Raw genomic sequence first — 17,855 nt, forward strand, 5'->3', positions numbered from 1 at the left:
GGGTAAGGGCTGTCAACCTAAAGTAGAATTATAGAAAGAACCGGTAAACCAATTGTAGAACTATCCCGCCCAACTGTCAACTTTTTTCAGTACACGTCAGTTCTCCTTAAAGCAGTTGTTACGATAGTCAAAATTACCGCAGGTCAAGCGGATATAATTACCTGACGTGGCATAGTAATTACCACTAAGACTTGCTCCCCTCGACACCTCAACCAATTCTCCTAGCTTATACTTCTTCATCATAATATCTTAGCTCACTTTATATTTTGGTTGAATATTAAACTTTGGAGCTGCTTCATAATCTCCTCTTCCAGTCTATGGCTCTTGGCAAACTGCTCTGCAAGAGTTTGCTGATAACTCGTCATACGAGCATTGAATTCCGACTCTGTGATGTCTACATAATCTATCTTGATGTCAAAGTATTGACCAGCGGAGAGAGAATATCCTTTTTCTTTGATTTCATCGTAAGTAATAGCTACAGAAAAATCATCCATTACTTCCTTGCGTTGGAATGTATCAACAATCTTTTCTATTTCATCATTATTGAGACGTACCTTTTTCAAACCGTTGGCATCCTTATATTCCTCGCCTAATTTGCTAGCGTCAATCAAGATTACTTTGTCGGTAGTAGCAGATTTGTCAAAAAACAGCACACTGACATTTGTTCCTGTATTGGCAAAAACATTGCTTGGCATAGAGACACACCCAGATACAATTTTTTCGTCTACTATCCTCTTAAGGATTTTATTCTCAACTCCACTTTTAGCCGTAATAAACCCCGTAGGAATAACAATTGCTCCCTTTCCAGTCTTTTTCAATGAATTGATTACGTGCTGAATAAAACAAGTATATATTGCCATTGATTCTTTCTTTTTTGCAGGAATATTTGGCACTCCTGCCCAAAAACGAGTCGGCATGGCTGCAATTTTCTCTCTGGTATCAGAGAAATCCATCTTAAAAGGGGGATTACTTACCACAAAGTCAAACTGGCGCAACTCCTTTCCGTCGTCACTCTTGTGGTATGGGCTTACAAGGGTATCTCCTTGAATGGCATTGTCAAGCGACGATACAAGCCCATTGAGCAGTAGGTTAAGTTTCAGCATCTTGTTGCTTCGCTGAGAAATATCCTGTGAGAAGATGGTACAACGATCTTCGCCAATCTGATGGCTGAGAGCCATAAGCAACGTACCTGTCCCTGCTGAAGGGTCATAACACTCTATACTATGTAAATCAGTATGGTCACCAACTAGTAAGCGTGCCATAATAGTAGCTATGGCATGCGGAGTATAATATTCCGCATATTTCCCACCTCCTGCAGTGTTGTAGTCCTTAATCAAGTATTCAAAGATGCTGGAGAAGAAATCATAGTTTTGTGCAAATGCCTCTTCAAAAGAGAAGTTCACGAGTTTATCCACCAAGGCCCGAGCAAATGGTGCACGTTGTGCCGTATCGGTCACAAAAGGAGTCAAAGCCTCAAACAAGGGGATTTTTGTGTTAACTGTGGTCTGCGTAGAGAATATATCTGCATTCTTTTCCGCAATATCCGTCATGGTAGAATCGAAAATGACATCAAAATCTCCCTTGCTCTGCTGATTCCAAAGATTAGCAATTAAGTGATAAGGCTCGAGCATCGGGACATCAGGAGAAATGGCGCTCTGAATAAGCATGCGTTCATTGTTTGAAAGATTCTCGTACGCTGTTTCCCATTTTACATTCCCTGTCATCTTCTTGGCAATGTCACTTTTTGCATTCTTTAGCTCATAGCCAAACTTATCATTCAAGAATTTATAAAGAAAAACCTGAGTAATAATTTTATATTCGTTTCCATCGTTACCCATACCATATGATTGGCAGGTAGCTTTTAGACTATCGATGAGCTTTAATGTTTTTTCTTTTATGTCAGTCATAATCTTTACGCAATGCCGTAAGTGGCATTATATTGGTTGATGTACTGTTGTGAAATACGTGTTTGGATAAACTTATAGTCTTCCATTTCTGGTTCTATCTGTGGAAAATGATATAAGCACCCATTGATGAGAGCCATAACCGTGCGATTAAAATAAGCATCCTTTTTTAGAATGTCATTGCGGTCATAGACTTTGGCATCCACACCCTCCTTTATGATATTGAGAATGGATGCTATCTCTTCATCAAGGAATGAGAACATCGGCTCTTGTCCTTTTTCTACCCTTTGTTTATTTACCTCACGTATGCGTTTGTGTACTCGAGCAAACTTTTCGTCTCCCTTGTACTTTTTTAGCAAAACATTATTTCGTTTTTGTAGGTCTTGCAGACGGACTATGATTTCATTCAATGCTTGTGTTTCTTCATTGAACTTGGCAATGGAATCAATCACAAATCCATGTTCTTTGAATCGTTCCATAAAGGCATCATGTAATGACATAAATTCAGGATCTTCTTGGTCAAAATTCTGAGTAAATGAAACAATTGTCTGTTGCCATTTTTCTTTTAGTTCTATCCCTCCTGATATTAGATGCATTTCTTCTTGCCCAATTTTAGAGAAAGTGAACTCAATATCCATCATCGCTTCATTGATAAGCATTTTGGTTTCATCACCTATACTAAAGGCTTCTTTCTGGTTGATGATGCCAATTCGTCGCTGAACTTCTGATAGGAGTTGCGGCAACTTGGTGATTTCGAGTTTTGCAAATTGCTCTTTCATTCCATCATCACCAAATGTGCGTACTATATTTGCCATATTCTTGGCTGCCTCCAATGCTTGCTTCAAATCAAGAAGCACAGACTTATCTTCTTCTGTTGAGATTTCAGAGGAAAACTCTTCGGCATTGTCATAGGTATAGTTGAAGAGGGTTTGACGCACCCGTTTCATTTGAGCCAAAATCTCTTCCTTATCTTCTATAACTTGAGTAAATGTATCAGTTGCAGCATCGATACCAGTCTCGTCTACATCATTAAAACGGTTCAGTTCTTGCAAATATGCTTCGTTTGTTTCCTTAAAATTGCGTTTGATGTCGGCAAAGTCAATGACAAATCCATAACGCATTCCAAGATAAGGACGATTTACACGGGTAATGGCTTGAAGCAAATTGTGATCCTTTAACTTTCGACCGAAATATAACCGCTTCAAACGAGGTGCATCAAATCCTGTCAAAAGCATATTGAAAACAATCAGAATATCCACCGTCATATTCTTCTTGAAATCCTTGACTATTTGCTTTCTCGTTTCTTTGTCATCCGTGTCATGAAGAATGATTCCAGCTTTCAGAGGACGATATTCCGATTTATAGTCTACCACTGGTTCTCCAACCACACATGATCCATCAGGAAGTTTTATTTTAATGGGTTTAGGTTGGTATTTCTGCCATTCTTCTTGGAAAACATTATAAAGTCGCCGTGCCTGTTCGCTGGTCTCACAAATAATCATACCACCCAAAGTTTCATCCCCCTGGATCTTACGGAACTCCTTTAAATCCGTCATAATATAACGAGCCAACTGGTTCACATAACTCGGGTGTTCTATTATTTCTGATTTGCAGATATCTTTCTTCTGCACCAATATCTCCAATTTATCATATACATCCGAAAGACGCTCCTTGTAAGATGTTTCAATATCTTCACGTATAATTTTAAGTGTATAACCATCTGCAATAGATTTGTCGTAGTAATAGGTATGCAGGTAGTTTCCAAACACCTTGCAACTGGCACGTTCCTCTTTTAATAGCGGAGTACCTGTAAGTGCTATTTTTATAGCATCTGTATCCGCATCAAAAAGATTGGCAAGAAAACAGCCTCCAGGTTTATATCCACGATGAGCTTCATCAAGAATAAAGATACGTTGGAGATTAGTGGCATAGTTGCTGATGCGTACTTTCTCTTTGTCTTCGGCAAAGCGTTGTATGTTCACCACCGTAATTTCTGCTTGACCACTTACACCTTGTTGTGCCTGATTGCTACGGAATTGCTCCATCAGTTCTGCCCTCGTATTAGCAGTTGAAACCATCAAACCACGAGCCTCAAACTCCTGTGTGGCTTGCTCTAGCAAATCAAGACGATCTACTATGAAATAGAACTTAGCGACCTTATTCTGTTTGGAATAGAAATCATTGAGGATGTAGGTCAAATAATAAGATAACGCTGTCTTCCCACTACCCTGTGTATGCCAAACTACTCCAGACTTTATCCCTTCAGACATTTTTTTGCTAATAGCCAATGAAGCAAACAATTGTTGGTAACGCATAATATGCTTTTGGTCAGTAGATTCAATCTTTCCATCTACTTCACGCTCCATTTTGACATAGGCTATACCATATTTAATGATATATAATAAGCGTTCGGGCGAACACATGGATGTCAGTACTCTATTAGTGGGGGTATTGAAATCAAGATTAGTCTGATATTCTGGACTTGTATGAATGACTTGACAATTATAGTCAGACAATATTTGTTTTTCTACCTCTTTGTCAATTTCTTTGTATGGATAATCACGATGGAAAGGTGCTACCTTTTGAGCAGACAAATTCTCTTCACGAAAACAGTTAAAAGGAGCATAGGAACGTGCACCAGTACAATAGAAAGCCCCTTGAATAGGAACAGTACCACCAAGTGCGTCATATTCCATGTTATTGCTGAATATCATTAACTGTGTGATATTAATGAAACGACGGAATTTTTTGTTTGGAAAGCGTTCTCTGTTCATCCGTGTACTCTCCGCTAACATCCCACCATGATTGTTGGGCTTCTTTACTTCTACAAAACAAAGAGGTAAGCCATTTACAAACAAAGTGATGTCTGGTCGAAACTCATCTTGCCCATTCTTACAGGTAAATTCTGCAGTAAAATGAAAAGCATTGTTTTCAATATTGTCGAAATCTATCAATTTTACAGGAGAAACCGTTTTAAGACGATTGTAAAAGCCACGACCTAGATCATCATCATTCAATTCTTTACGGATATCTTTCAGAACTTGGAGATATTCTCCCTCATGTCCTGGATTTAGTTTTTTAAATTGTTGCTCGAATACTGGCAAAAGGATATTCGTGTCACCGTCATAAACTGTGCCATTCTTATCTTCACCCAACTTACCAAAGTAGGTATATCCTATTCGAGTTAGATGAACCATGGAGGGCATCTGTACCCTTGTTGCTTCATTAAATTTCTGCATGACTATTCTTATTTTCGTTAGTCTTACTCTATCTTTATAACTAGTCCTCTGTACGTATACTCAGAACTTATATCTTGTGAATCCTATCCAGAATCAGTTGAATATACTGTTCCTGCATCTCCTCAGGAAGGAAGCTCTGGTAGATGCAGGCTTCCCATTCGGGGAGGATATGCCCGAAGCGAGCGAAGATGTTGTCGCACACTTTCTCATCCAGACCTGAGGCTATCATCGCTTCGAGAAAGTGTTGGTGGGTGAGTTTGCGCTTCTTGCCACAGAGGGTCAGTGCAAGTTCTTCTGTATCCTCAGGAATAACAAGTGCCGTAGACAGCAGGTCGTAAGCTGGAGTGAGTTGATATTCATTTCCCTCTGGAGCATAGAGCGAGTAATTCTTGAGGTGCATATCGGCATTACCTATCAGCCACGAAAAGAGTACCTGCTCCCAGTACTTGACAAGATCAAGTTTTGGCACAGAGCTATACTTGGAGATCAGCTTGGCTACCTGCTCGTGTGAGCCTTTGTATTTATATTCGGTCAGACGCTCTGAGAGCTGGCACATATCTTCCATTGGGAGCTTTTCCCCTTGCCCTGTTCGGTCTATGCGACGAGTGATATAGCATAGTTCGCCATCGCTAAATCGCATCAGTCCATGAGGAACTGTTTCAATCTTGGCAATCTCTGCAAGGTGCATCGACACATCTTCCAACTCGGGGAGATGCGAATAACGCTCTGTTTGAGGTTTAAGAATAAACCGCCCCCACAAGCCCACGATGGTAAATCGCTTGGGCGAATTGCTCATCTGATCAAAATCGAGAGATAGCTTGGGTTGTACTCCTGTCACTGTGGTCTGCGAACGAACAACCTCGTCAGCCAACGCTCGTACTTCGCTACTTGTATAATGCAATATCGGCGCTTGGTTTGTCCCAAACAATTTACGACAACACTTTGCATGGTAATCCACCTCTCGATCAACCAAAGGTTCGTAGCAGTATAGGCATCTATTCTTCATCTTCAGCCGTATTTAGAGGTTCAATACTTACCGCCCCAATGCAGTCTCGGCAACAAGCCAACAGTAAAGCCATTCGATCTCTTGCTTCTATTTTCCAATTCTTTTGGGCTATATCTAAAAGCCATCCCTCAGGGATAAGTCCATCAAAGAATGGAGGAAGAACATTACTTTGGAAAGACTCTTCTCGCAAAGGCATTGTTAGGCTTATGCCTTGAGCTTCGGGCATAGTCAGATAGTCCTTGTCGTAAGCAAAGGAATAGCCCTCATCACTTTCTGTGAGGACGCCCGCCTTGAGCGTCTTCCAATAAACAATAGCCTGCTTCATACTTCATCTCCTTCTCGTTTCATTGGTACTGGTCCACACTCAGAACCGAAAAGTTCAAAGACTTTATTGACTTTATCAAGGCGAAGCGTGGTCTTGCCTTGCTCCAGTTCACGAACGAAGCGTAGCCCCACTCCTGCTTTCTCAGAGAGATCCACTTGTGTCAGTTTATATTTCTTGCGCATCTCTTTCACGTACTGCGCTATAATCGTCCTTGCCTCCATATAGAATAGATTTATCCCTTATGAATGTAATTCATATCCTTATTATAAGGATCAGTTGCATGATATGTATTCTGCACTTAGAATAAATACTGTGCATAATAATTTTTTACTCTTCTATAATTTTAGCCTCAGTGCAGACTTCATCTGGTTTCAGTTCAGACTCATTATAAACCTCTATTGTTTTTATTCGTTCTTCGATTTTTGGTTCCACATTAATAGTCAAAAATCCCTCCTTCTGATAGTCCTCACAAAGAAACCTCCAGATTAAAGGCAATGCCTTAACCCCATCAGCAGGAATGACACTCATATGAAAATCTCGATAATCCTTTTGGACAAAAACCGAGTTTTTGGGTCTGTACTCTAACTGATTCCTATATGTTTGAAAAACTTCTCTTTTTGCATCCCTACTGGCATTAATCTGTGCTTTTGCTGCCTCATCTATTCCAAAAGCATTACAGTAGTAAAAGTCGTCATCGATTTTAATAATATCTTCTGCTCGAAAAAAAACAACAAGCTTCGGCGTTTTGATAACAGTCTTTCCGATGTTTTCAATTCTTATGTTTAGTTTACACCATCTTTTATCAACCCGCCTTGGCCTGTTCCATGGCATCATTGATGCGCCAAGATTAGAAGAACTCAAAGCTTTTAACTGTAACTGATAAGTTTGTTCAAAATACGTCAACTCTTTATACTCATAATGTTTAGTAGTTCTAACATATTCTGGGCGTATTGTTATTTCTGTCTCTCCTTCAAAAGTTACATGCACATCCGTAGTATCCTTAAACTGACAGTTGTTCACATACCAGTTGTAGGTTGTCCTGTATCGTTCCAGTTGATCAACAATATCTTCCCATGCTGCAATATCTACAGCGAATAAGCCTTTTGCCCTATTCTCAATGTCTTTCTTTCTAATGTATCCTTCTGTTTTTGCATCTTTATTTGCTGTAGTAGCAAAGACCAGTAATCTTATTTCTGGCTGGAAATTCAATGCTTTTTCTATTTCGGCATCAATCTCTCCTTCTGTCAACTGTGCATTTGTGTAGTCATCCTTTCCTTTGCATTGAATGCCACAGTAACCACCATATTTCTCAACATACGAAAACACATCAACTCCATGCTGATTCTGTCCTTGGCGACCATGTCGTTTAATAGTATCCTCGCAGACCCATATCTCACCCCACAATAGTTTGCAGAGTTTCTCAAAGTCTTGCCAATTACTTGGCTTTTTCAATTGGGTTGGTGCTATCATGAATATAGTATTTTACAATATTATGATCTAATTCTGCATTTAATCCTTATAAAAGGATTAAGTTCGCTTTATACTTCATCTCCTTCTCGTTTCATCGGCGCAGGACTACACTCTAAACCGAAGAGTTCGAATTCTTTATAGACCTTATCGAGGCAAAGCCTGGTCTTGCCTTATTCCAGTTCACGAACGAAGCGCAGTCCTACCCCCGCTTTCTCGGAGAGGTCTACTTGTGTCAGTTTTATATTTCCTGCGCATCTCTTTCACGTACTGCGATATGATTATCCTCGCTACCATCTTATATCAATTACTTGAAGTCCCACACTCTAAATATGTATCCGTTTTTCCTCTTTTGGGTACATATTCAAGGCATATCACTGTGCACTACACGCTCCGCCAAAGTTATTATATACCTTATCAGTGGCAAATATAAGGAATAGGAATCAATTATACCCCTTTTCGGGGATATTATTTCGACCAAAATACAGAATTATACCCAAAAGGGAGTATTATGATATTTCCCCTACATTATTTTGCTTTGATATGCTCCGAAATGGGTACTTTTGCAATGAGCAAGCGTGCTAAGTACAAATGGGAAGTATTGTAATCTATTGATTTATAGAGTGAAACACCCAAAAGAAGACTGAAAGACTGAGAACTAAGCTATGCGGTACAAGTATGTAAATCCCTATAGAACAGCAAGATAAAACTGTTTTCCCATTTATTTGAGGGGTGTTTGTACCGATTAAAAGGCTAATCGCCTAATTGACAGAGAGGTAAATATATTGCATCGGAAAATAACTCAAAGCCTATCTGGAAGAATCTAAAGAGCTACCCGAAGCGGAAAGGAAACAAGGGATTGTCGAAAAGCTAAAAAGTTTTGGCAAAGACTTGGGACTTAATATTCTCGCGAACATCATTACTAATCCCTCGATATGGGGAGGGCTTTAGGCAAGATATATAAATGTAATGGGGCTGCGCCAAAATTCATTTTGACACAGCCCCTCTAAATTGTTCGTGGGAGGGTCTATCGGAAGGGTGTTTAGCTAAGACCTTCGATGAAACCGTCTACTATATCTATATGTACTGCTTGCGGCTCTTTGGGAAGTCCCGGCATACGCATGATTTCTCCGATGATGACCACGAGCATACCTGCTCCGCGATTGATAACGATGTCGGAAACTTTTAGCTCGAATCCTCTTACATCACCCTTGGCTTTGGGGTCGGATGAGAAAGAGTACTGCGTCTTGGCAATACAAACAGGAAGATGATCCAATGACTGCATAGCCACCTTCTTCAGTTTGCTCTCTGCTTTGGAGCTATACACCACACCTCCTGCGCTGTAGATTTCCTTGGCAATCTTTTCGATCTTTACTTTCACGGGGTTCTGCGGCTCATAAGCGTAGTTGAGAGGCTTGGACGGATTGTTTTCTACTGTCTCTACGACCAGTTTTGCCAGTTCTTCCGCACCCTTTCCTCCTTCAGCGAAAGCACTGTTTACAGCAAAGCCTACACCCTGTGCCGCACAATGCTCGCGAACGATGCTGATTTCTTCTTCCTCATCGGTGTCGAAGCGGTTGAATGCAACGACTACCTGCTGGCCGAATTTCTTCAGGTTGTAAATGTGGCGGTCCAGATTGGAGAGTCCTCTTCTGAGGGCTTCGGCATTGGGCGCTTTGATCTCTGTTTCGGCAACACCTCCGTGCAACTTGAGGGCACGCAGAGTGGCTACGAGAACCGTTAGCTTGGGTGCAACCCCCATTTCACGACATTTGATGTCGAGGAATTTCTCTGCTCCCAGATCGGCACCGAAACCGGCCTCTGTAACGGCATACTCACCGAAAGAGAGTGCCATCTTAGTGGCCAGAATGGAGTTACAGCCGTGGGCGATATTAGCAAAAGGACCACCGTGTACAAACGCCGGCGTATGCTCTGTGGTTTGTACAAGATTGGGCTTTACGGCATCTTTGAGCAAGACGGCAATCGATCCGGCTATGCCGAGATCCTTAACCGTAAAGGGTGCACCGTCTTTGGTATAGCCGAGAAGAATATTCTCAAGACGGCTGCGGAGGTCTTCAAAGTCTTTGGCCAGACAGAGGATAGCCATGATCTCGGAAGCCGGCGTGATATCGAAACCTGTCTGACGAGGTATTCCGTCCGAGATGGTACCCAATCCCGTAACGGCATTGCGCAGAGAGCGGTCGTTAACGTCCAATACACGCTTCCAAAGTACTTCCGAAAGGCCATCGCAAGTATTACGATTCTGATAGATATAGTTCTCCAGAAGGGCGGTAATCATGTTGTGAGCCGAAGTGACGGCATGGAAATCACCTGTGAAGTGGAGGTTGATGTTCTCCATGGGCAACACTTGTGCGTAGCCACCACCGGCAGCACCACCCTTCATGCCGAAGCATGGACCGAGCGAAGGCTCACGCAAGGCTACGATAGCCTTCTTACCGATATGGTTGAGACCCAAGGCTAATCCGATGGAGACCGTGGTCTTACCCACACCGGCCTTGTTCGGCGTAATGGCTGTGACCAGAATCAGATTTCCTTTTTTTACTTTCTCTTCGTCGATACAGCTTAGCGGCACTTTGGCTATGTATCGTCCGTATGGCTCTAATTGCTCGACAGGCAGGTCAATAGACTCTGCGATCTGTTCGATTTTTTGCAGTTCGATCTCGCGTGCAATCTGAATGTCCGATTTCATCCTGTTTTATTTTTGAAGTTTGAGATTCCTTTTTTGAGGTGTTTTTATTCACTATGTATATAACAAAAAAAGAAGAGATCGGTTGTATGGTCGGGGAAAAAGCTTACCTTTCGAAAGATTTTTCAGAAAGACTTAAATCATAAAAATGCACTACTATGGCTACTAAAGGGAAAAAAAAGAATTTCGTGCTGGACACCAATGTGATCTTGCACGATTATGAATGCATAGAAAAATTCGAAGAAAACGACATCTATATTCCTATCGTATCGCTTGAAGAGTTGGATAAGTTCAAAAAAGGAAGCGAACAAATCAACTTCAACGCAAGAGCCTTTGTGCGCCGTCTGGATGAAATATCCGATCAGGACCTGTTCAAAAAAGGTGCTTCCCTGGGAGACGGTCTGGGGAGAATCTTTGTCAAGATCAATGGCCAGTATCATAATAAAGTAAAAGAAGCATTCGGCGAAAATAAAGCCGACCATCGCATCCTGTCCATTGCTATGACTCTGGCCGATGAGCAGCCGAATATCAAGACTATCCTCGTCACCAAAGATGTAAATCTACGGATGAAAGCGCGTTCCCTCGGAATGCTCGTAGAGGATTACATCAATGACAAAGTGACTCGAGTAGACCTTTTCGAAAATGCAGAGCCCGAGTACGAAGGTGTCGATGGCGACCTGATCGATCGTATCTATGCCTCCAAAGACGGCATCGACATAGACGAATGGGAATTGGGTTCGAAGATCGATCCTAACGATTGCTTCGTGATGAAGAGCGAACGCAACAGCGTATTGGCTCGTTATAATCCCTTCACCGGTAAGATCGTACGGGTAGAGAAAGGACACTATTTCGGGATCCAACCGCGCAATGCCGAGCAGACCTTTGCTATGCACATGCTCACAGATCCGGACGTGAAGCTGATCGGGCTGACGGGGAAAGCCGGTACGGGCAAGACGTTGTTGGCCTTGGCAGCGGCTCTCAGTCAGGAGCAGTCCTACAAACAAATCCTGCTGGCACGCCCCATCGTCTCATTGGCCAATAAGGACTTGGGCTTCCTGCCGGGCGATGAGAAAGCCAAGGTGGCACCGTACATGCAACCTCTCTTCGACAATCTGAATGTAATCAAAGGACAGTTTGCTCAGAACAGCAGCGAACTCCGCAGGTTGGACGAAATGCAGAAAACCGAAAAACTCGTTATCGAGGCACTGGCATACATCAGAGGACGTAGCGTGTCGGATACGATATTTATCGTCGATGAAGCTCAAAACCTGACGCCCCACGAGATCAAGACGATTATCACCCGTGCCGGAGAAGGTAGCAAACTGATTTTTACGGGCGACATCGAGCAGATCGACTCACCATACCTCGATGCCCAAAGCAACGGATTGGCCTATATGATCGAAAGGATGAAAGGGCAACCGCTCTTTGCCCATGTCAATCTGATCAAGGGAGAACGAAGCGAGCTGAGCGAATTGGCCAGCGATTTGCTCTGATTTCGTTTCCTCAAGGAAAAACAAAGAGGCCGACGTTCGAATAATAGACATCGAACGTCGGCCTCTTTTCTTTGTCAACTCGCTAAGCGCGATTGCCCTCTCGCCGGTGTAAGAAGATTATAGCAGTGAAGTAAATTCGAGAATTTCTTAGCAATGCGTGCTTCTGTATTTCATATATTTGTTTCTCAAATAGTAAGATTTAATAAGAAGTTAATGGGGAAAACTGTAACGACCATATTTGGTCGATGGCGATCCGAAAGGAACTCAATACGCATTTATCAGCAATAAGATTTGTCAGATGTACGTGGTGCCACGTTCCGACCTCTCTTACCTGAACGAACAAGAGAAGCTGCATAAACCGGCATTCTATATCCTGATAGGCGAAGACGAAACTACCAAACCTCAGGCCTATATAGGAGAGACGGAAAACTTCAGAGAGCGCGTAAAAGACCATGAGAACAAAAAATCATTTTGGCAGAAGGCTCTCATCTTCGTTTCGAAGGATGCCGATATGACGAAGGTCGATGTGCAATATCTCGAACACAAAGCCATTGCAGAAGCCAAGAAGTCAAACACTTTTATCCTCAACGAGAATAAGCAAGTGCCCAAAGCACCGAACCTGCCGGAATATCAGAGGGATACGATGGATGAGTTTTTCGAGGACATCAAGTTTCTCGCTTCTTTCATTGGGTGCAACATCTTCGAGATCACGAAGCCCAAAGAGGAGCATCTCTTTTATGCGAAAGGTAGGGGCTGCGATGCCAAAGGATTTTACAGTTCGTCCGGTTTTACTGTGTTGAAAGGAAGCATTATAGCCGAAAAAAGTACTCCTTCTTTTCATTGGAAGGAGAAAAGAGAAAAACTGATAAGTGAATATGCCACGAAAAAAGGCCTTGCATTGATTGTGACATCGGATATACCATTTTCCAGTCCGAGTACTGCAGCCATGTTTTGTCTTGGTCGAAGTGCCAATGGATGGGATGAATGGAAAGACAAAGAACACATAACTCTGGATGCCATTTATCGCAAGCAATTGGAATAATTAACCGCCGTCTATTAGTAAAGCAATCGGATTATCAGGCACGAAGGCCCTATAAAGGCTGGTAAGTGGATAATAATCAAATAGAACGTGAAGAATGTGTTGTACATAATATTGAGCGGTCTTTTACAGCTTGTCTCGCTTATAGGAGCACCTTGTCCAAAAAGCAAGACGGTCCAGAACCATATTTTATATATTTTGGTGGCCAAGCACTTATCATAGGTTCAAACATATATACTATAAGTAAATGTCAAGTAATATAGCTTTTCGAAAAATCTTCCCTCATGAGTATTGCATGTTGGAGAGCTTTTTGTACGAAGCCATTTTTATACCTGAGGGAGTAGAACCCCCTCCGTATGACATTATTTATCAACCAGAGCTGTATATGTACATTGAAGACTTTGGGAGTAAAGCTTCAGATCTAGCAGTAGTAGCTGAAGTGGACGGAATCATAATCGGAGCAGCATGGGCACGTATCATAATGGACTATGGACATATTGATGATCAAACGCCCTCTCTTTCCATCTCGCTACATCCAAACTTTAGAGGACAAGGCATCGGTACAAAACTTTGGAAGACATTACTTGACCATCTCTTTCTGGCTGGTTATCACCAATGTTCTCTATCTGTACAAAAAACAAACTTTGCTACTAAAATGTATCTACGCAGTGGATTTTATATCGTCAAAGAGAATCAAGACGATTATGTAATGGTAAAGAGGCTCAGAGAGTAGGGAAATCAGAGACACTACCACATTGTCAACAATATACCATAACCGATCGTTTGCAATCGATTTCAGCAATCATATTTGTACCATGCAATTGCAATCCCCTGTAAATCAATATGGATTTATTTTGAAGAAGAAATCATGGAGATGTTGATGATTTGCAGAAGCTGCTACAGAGTAATTTGAGGATAGTGATTGCTTGAGGATACTACATTGCCGGGGTGAAAATGCGAGCCGAAAAAGTTTTCAACAACGAAGAAGTGTTTGGAATGATTCTAAATAAGCTGTTGAAAGAGGGTGAGGTGCAAGGTGAAAAAGGTGAGGGAACGGAGTTTGGAGGATCGAAATTCGCTTATTAAGAAGTTGGAGAACGATTTTTATATAAAGCGATTTCAATAAATATATAGATCGTTTTCAATTTGTATATAAATCGTTTTTCATTTATATATAGATCGAAAATGATTTCTATATAAATCGCAGGTCGAAAAAGACCTTTTCAGGAGCTGAAATAAAAGAGGCACCCATCGAGTTGCATAGCGAACTCGGTGGGTGCCTTGTCTTTTAGCGTGAGTATGGAAACCTTATTTCGGACTATTCATCATAGGCGAAAATGCTCTTTGGGCAGATTACTATATGGGTGTATTCGCTGGATAAGACGAGAGATAACAGGGGATGAGATGTAAGGTGCATAAATGGAAGAGTATAAGTGTTTATTATTGAGCCGTTTTCGTTTGGATGGTAAGTGTTGGAATAGAGATGTTTAGCTTCGCTGAAGCGGTTTGCCTTTTGCAAATGTAGCCAATTCCTACGACTCGCAAGAGGGTCTGATGAATCGCGTGTATCATTTGTGTCTGTTCTGCTGATTGCCTATAGGAAGGGTACGGGATGGTCATGGCTCGATATGGAAGCAAGGGAGCCTTGCCGTATGCTACATAAGGTATTCTGTTTGGTAGGATGGACGAGGATAGGCTTCGATTTTTTCCGTAAGTTTGTATTGATATTGTTTCTTGCATACACATTCAAAACTGTTGACAGCATGGCAAGCGAAAGAAAACTGAAAAAGCAGATAACCGGAGCCATTTCCGAAGTTTTTACCGATGCATTCCTGCTCAAACTCTTTGTGAAAGAGGAAAAAAATGCAGAGGTGGAAGCTATCCTCAATCGTATTCTCCAACTTCAAGATACCACCATCGCCAAGATTCGTTGCAACGACGGCAAGCACAATCCTGCACTCGTAAAGAAGTATTATCGCCATCTGGTGGATGATTTCAAGAAAGAACTGTCCGAGATCGTGAAGAGTATTTCGGCATGCGCGTCCGACAATTGATTTGTCTCTTACGTGCATTAACGCAGAAATAGCATAGACATAATAGAGGTATTTTGAAGTTTTTATCACGATTGTTGCTCAGGATGATGGGCTGGAAAGCTCTCGTCCCGTCTGCGAATCCGCCCCAAAGCGTCATTTGCGTGGCTCCTCATACCAGCAATTACGACTTTTTGCTGGGCAAGCTCTACTATTGGTCTATCGGTCGGAAAGCCGGCTTCCTGATGAAGAAGGAATGGTTTTTCTTCCCTTTGGGGCCGATCTTCAAGGCCATGGGTGGGATCCCGATCGACCGCTCGCAGCGAGGTTCCACTGTCGAACAGGTGCGCGAATTTTTTAAGCGGCATGCTGTTTTCAACGTTGCTATCACCCCGGAGGGTACAAGGAGTTATTCCCCTCAGTGGAAAACGGGATTCTACCGTATCGCCGTAGGTGTCGGAGTGCCTATTCAGCTCGCCGTGATTGATTATAGCCGTAAGGAAATGAGCATATTCGAGCTGTTCACACCCACCGGCAATGAGGAAGCGGATATCGCCTACATCAGAAGTCGCTACAGGGCATCGCAGGCACGACACCCTCAAAATTTCGCAGAATCAGCAATATGATCAAACACGAAAGCTCTCAGCCACTGAGAGTCGCCGTAGCTCAATGCCGGATAGACTGGGAGGATAAGCAAGCCAATCTTCGCCGAATGGAACGATTGGCCGAAGAAACAGCCGGCAGGGCGGATGTCCTCTTCTTTCCCGAAATGATGACTACGGGCTTTTCGATGAACGTACAGACACTGGCCGAACCATTCGAAGAGGGCGAAACCATTATGAGTCTAAAGGGAATGGCAGCCCGATATGATTTGGCTCTGTCGGCTACGATGGCCGTGCGAGAGGACGGGAAGTTCTATAATCGTGCCTATTTCGTGACACCGGAGGGAGAGGTCTTCCATCAGGACAAGAGGCACCTCTTCCGTGTGGGAGGAGAGCATGAGGTGATGACTCCGGCACAAGAACGCCGGATCTTCAACTATCGCGGTTGGAAGATATTTATCATTCCTTGCTATGATCTGCGTTTCCCCGTCTGGTGTACCAATACGGATTTGGAATACGATTTGCTCGTCTGCATGGCCAACTGGCCTGAACCGCGTCGTGCTGTCTGGCAAACGCTGCTCCAGGCTCGTGCCATGGAGAACTATGCCTATGTGTGCGGCATCAATCGGGTGGGGGAGGACGGCATCGGCCTGCGCTATACGGGCGATTCGGCTATCCTTTCACCACGCGGTGAATATCTTGCCACTTGTGCCGAGGGAGAGGAAAAGGTACTTTGTCATACACTCGACAAAGGGGCGATGCAGCGTTTTCGCGACAAGTTCCCCGCGTGGATGGATATGGACTCTTTCGTCATCAACTATAATATTGACCTGCATCCGTAGTACTTACGGTCAGGATAAGGAAATGGAAATAGGCTTCGTGCTTTTTTCTATAATTTTGTACCGCGTCGTACTAAGACGATAATACAGAAAATAAACAATGAAAACACTTGGAAAACTCATCGCCTCGAAGCTCATCGAGGTGAAAGCCATCAAACTGCAGCCGAACAACCCTTTCACATGGGCTTCGGGATGGAAAGCTCCTATCTATTGTGACAACAGAAAAACGCTGTCTTATCCCCAAATTCGCTCCCTTATCAAATTGGAATTGGCTCGCGTGATTTCCGAGACTTTCGGCGATGTCGAGGCTATTGCAGGTGTAGCTACAGGGGCTATAGCTCAGGGAGCATTGGTGGCCGATCTGCTTGGATTGCCTTTTGTGTATGTGCGCTCGTCTCCCAAGGATCACGGATTGGAGAACCTTGTGGAGGGCGAACTCAAACCGAACAGCAAGGTGGTAGTAATCGAGGACTTGATCTCTACAGGTGGTAGCAGTCTCAAGGCAGCCGAAGCCATACGCAATTTCGGTTGCGAAGTATTGGGTATGGTCGCAGTCTATACGCATGGATTCCCGATGGCTGAGCAGAATTTCGAGAAGGCAGGAGTCAAGCTTGTGACGCTTACCGACTATGATCAGGTGATAGAAGAAGCCTTGCGGACGGGCTATATTTCTGCCGAGAATGTGCATCTGCTTCGCGAATGGCGCAAGAGTCCCGAAACGTGGGGTGTCTGATCTCTTTTCGGGCTACACACTTCGCACACCAAATTATATACACTGTAAAGTATGACAGAATACGCAAGCGAAATAAAAAGTATAGCGGCACCGATCACGGCTGTCTATTCCAAGCTGTCCGATCTCTCCAATCTCAAGGGAATGGAGGATAAATTGCCCGAAGGCAAGATCAAACTGACGGGGATAGACAGCGATAGCTGCACGCTTTCGGTGAATCCGGTGGGGCAGATCTGTTTGCGAATAGTAGAGCGTCGGCAGGACGACCTGATCAAATTCGAGGCAGAGCGTTCTCCCATGCCTTTCAACGTGTGGATTCAGCTCAAAGAGGCTGCACCCGATGATACCAGACTGAAGATTACCCTGCGTGCCGAGCTGAATATGTTTGTGAAGCCTATGCTGGACAAGCCCCTGCGCGAAGGTGTGGATCGGCTGGCGCAGCTTTTAGCTTCGTTGGACTATGCATGAGCCGGT

The 17,855-nt window shown here is 43.1% G+C and carries 14 protein-coding genes and 2 pseudogenes; 8 read left to right on the forward strand and 8 right to left on the reverse strand.

Features of this window, described 5'->3' with window-relative positions:
* Nucleotides 1-254 precede the first annotated feature (254 nt).
* From HQ49_RS08500 to HQ49_RS08530, 8 genes and pseudogenes are all read right to left on the reverse strand, one after another.
* Nucleotides 255-1,907 (reverse strand): HsdM family class I SAM-dependent methyltransferase, encoded by a 1,653-nt coding sequence (locus HQ49_RS08500; protein ID WP_039419513.1) that lies wholly within the window; start codon nt 1,905-1,907, stop codon nt 255-257.
* 5 nt (nt 1,908-1,912) lie between these two features.
* Nucleotides 1,913-5,143 carry a type I restriction endonuclease subunit R gene (locus HQ49_RS08505; protein ID WP_039419515.1) on the reverse strand — a complete coding sequence of 1,077 codons (3,231 nt, stop codon included), beginning with the start codon at nt 5,141-5,143 and terminating at the stop codon, nt 1,913-1,915.
* Between the two features lie 67 nt (nt 5,144-5,210).
* On the reverse strand, nt 5,211-6,149 hold the full coding sequence (locus HQ49_RS08510) for a HipA domain-containing protein (RefSeq protein ID WP_039419516.1): 939 nt from the start codon (nt 6,147-6,149) through the stop codon (nt 5,211-5,213).
* Nucleotides 6,139-6,474, reverse strand: a complete 336-nt coding sequence (locus HQ49_RS08515; protein WP_039419517.1) for a HipA N-terminal domain-containing protein — start codon at nt 6,472-6,474, stop codon at nt 6,139-6,141. The genes HQ49_RS08510 and HQ49_RS08515 overlap by 11 nt, the downstream gene beginning before the upstream one ends.
* Nucleotides 6,471-6,695, reverse strand: a complete 225-nt coding sequence (locus HQ49_RS08520; protein WP_036862658.1) for a helix-turn-helix transcriptional regulator — start codon at nt 6,693-6,695, stop codon at nt 6,471-6,473. The genes HQ49_RS08515 and HQ49_RS08520 overlap by 4 nt, the downstream gene beginning before the upstream one ends.
* 106 nt (nt 6,696-6,801) lie before the next feature.
* Nucleotides 6,802-7,944, reverse strand: coding sequence for a hypothetical protein (locus HQ49_RS08525; protein ID WP_039419519.1), 1,143 nt, complete (start codon nt 7,942-7,944; stop codon nt 6,802-6,804).
* Nucleotides 7,945-8,012: 68 nt separating this feature from the next.
* Nucleotides 8,013-8,238, reverse strand: a pseudogene (locus HQ49_RS12280) (helix-turn-helix transcriptional regulator).
* Between the two features lie 745 nt (nt 8,239-8,983).
* Nucleotides 8,984-10,651: a formate--tetrahydrofolate ligase gene (locus tag HQ49_RS08530; RefSeq protein ID WP_018965525.1), complete on the reverse strand. Its 1,668-nt coding sequence runs from the start codon at nt 10,649-10,651 to the stop codon at nt 8,984-8,986.
* Between the two features lie 155 nt (nt 10,652-10,806).
* On the opposite strand from HQ49_RS08530, the gene HQ49_RS08535 reads away from it, so the two are divergent.
* The 8 genes and pseudogenes from HQ49_RS08535 (at nt 10,807) to HQ49_RS08570 (ending at nt 17,849) form a co-directional block, all read left to right on the forward strand.
* Complete coding sequence (locus tag HQ49_RS08535) at nt 10,807-12,141, forward strand: PhoH family protein (protein ID WP_039419521.1); 1,335 nt, start codon at nt 10,807-10,809, stop codon at nt 12,139-12,141.
* Between the two features lie 213 nt (nt 12,142-12,354).
* Nucleotides 12,355-13,183: pseudogene (locus HQ49_RS08540) on the forward strand (GIY-YIG nuclease family protein).
* Nucleotides 13,184-13,427: 244 nt separating this feature from the next.
* A complete protein-coding gene (locus tag HQ49_RS08545) occupies nt 13,428-13,913 on the forward strand; it encodes a GNAT family N-acetyltransferase (protein WP_039419522.1) in 486 nt (161 codons plus the stop codon).
* 1,030 nt (nt 13,914-14,943) lie between these two features.
* Nucleotides 14,944-15,234: a hypothetical protein gene (locus HQ49_RS08550; protein WP_046200697.1), complete on the forward strand. Its 291-nt coding sequence runs from the start codon at nt 14,944-14,946 to the stop codon at nt 15,232-15,234.
* Nucleotides 15,235-15,317: 83 nt separating this feature from the next.
* Nucleotides 15,318-15,836: a lysophospholipid acyltransferase family protein gene (locus HQ49_RS08555; RefSeq protein ID WP_018965519.1), complete on the forward strand. Its 519-nt coding sequence runs from the start codon at nt 15,318-15,320 to the stop codon at nt 15,834-15,836.
* Nucleotides 15,833-16,654, forward strand: coding sequence for a nitrilase family protein (locus HQ49_RS08560; RefSeq protein WP_018965518.1), 822 nt, complete (start codon nt 15,833-15,835; stop codon nt 16,652-16,654). Before HQ49_RS08555 ends, HQ49_RS08560 begins: the two co-directional genes overlap by 4 nt.
* A 97-nt stretch (nt 16,655-16,751) precedes the next feature.
* On the forward strand, nt 16,752-17,384 hold the full coding sequence (gene pyrE, locus HQ49_RS08565; RefSeq protein ID WP_018965517.1) for an orotate phosphoribosyltransferase: 633 nt from the start codon (nt 16,752-16,754) through the stop codon (nt 17,382-17,384).
* Nucleotides 17,385-17,435: 51 nt separating this feature from the next.
* Nucleotides 17,436-17,849 carry an SRPBCC family protein gene (locus HQ49_RS08570; RefSeq protein ID WP_018965516.1) on the forward strand — a complete coding sequence of 138 codons (414 nt, stop codon included), beginning with the start codon at nt 17,436-17,438 and terminating at the stop codon, nt 17,847-17,849.
* The last annotated feature ends 6 nt before the right edge of the window (nt 17,850-17,855 follow it).

Source organism: Porphyromonas gulae (genome assembly GCF_000765945.1).
GTDB lineage: Bacteria > Bacteroidota > Bacteroidia > Bacteroidales > Porphyromonadaceae > Porphyromonas > Porphyromonas gulae.

What these genes read in the sequence shown, in the direction of transcription:
- HQ49_RS08550 (WP_046200697.1), top strand. Translation starts at nt 14,944, where the DNA reads ATGGCAAGCGAAAGAAAACTGAAAAAGCAGATAACCGGAGCCATTTCC.
- HQ49_RS08500 (WP_039419513.1), bottom strand. Translation starts at nt 1,907, where the DNA reads ATGACTGACATAAAAGAAAAAACATTAAAGCTCATCGATAGTCTAAAA.
- pyrE (WP_018965517.1), top strand. Translation starts at nt 16,752, where the DNA reads ATGAAAACACTTGGAAAACTCATCGCCTCGAAGCTCATCGAGGTGAAA.
- HQ49_RS08510 (WP_039419516.1), bottom strand. Translation starts at nt 6,149, where the DNA reads ATGAAGAATAGATGCCTATACTGCTACGAACCTTTGGTTGATCGAGAG.
- HQ49_RS08525 (WP_039419519.1), bottom strand. Translation starts at nt 7,944, where the DNA reads ATGATAGCACCAACCCAATTGAAAAAGCCAAGTAATTGGCAAGACTTT.
- HQ49_RS08530 (WP_018965525.1), bottom strand. Translation starts at nt 10,651, where the DNA reads ATGAAATCGGACATTCAGATTGCACGCGAGATCGAACTGCAAAAAATC.
- HQ49_RS08520 (WP_036862658.1), bottom strand. Translation starts at nt 6,695, where the DNA reads ATGGAGGCAAGGACGATTATAGCGCAGTACGTGAAAGAGATGCGCAAG.
- HQ49_RS08570 (WP_018965516.1), top strand. Translation starts at nt 17,436, where the DNA reads ATGACAGAATACGCAAGCGAAATAAAAAGTATAGCGGCACCGATCACG.
- HQ49_RS08555 (WP_018965519.1), top strand. Translation starts at nt 15,318, where the DNA reads ATGATGGGCTGGAAAGCTCTCGTCCCGTCTGCGAATCCGCCCCAAAGC.
- HQ49_RS08560 (WP_018965518.1), top strand. Translation starts at nt 15,833, where the DNA reads ATGATCAAACACGAAAGCTCTCAGCCACTGAGAGTCGCCGTAGCTCAA.
- HQ49_RS08545 (WP_039419522.1), top strand. Translation starts at nt 13,428, where the DNA reads ATGTCAAGTAATATAGCTTTTCGAAAAATCTTCCCTCATGAGTATTGC.
- HQ49_RS08505 (WP_039419515.1), bottom strand. Translation starts at nt 5,143, where the DNA reads ATGCAGAAATTTAATGAAGCAACAAGGGTACAGATGCCCTCCATGGTT.
- HQ49_RS08515 (WP_039419517.1), bottom strand. Translation starts at nt 6,474, where the DNA reads ATGAAGCAGGCTATTGTTTATTGGAAGACGCTCAAGGCGGGCGTCCTC.
- HQ49_RS08535 (WP_039419521.1), top strand. Translation starts at nt 10,807, where the DNA reads ATGGCTACTAAAGGGAAAAAAAAGAATTTCGTGCTGGACACCAATGTG.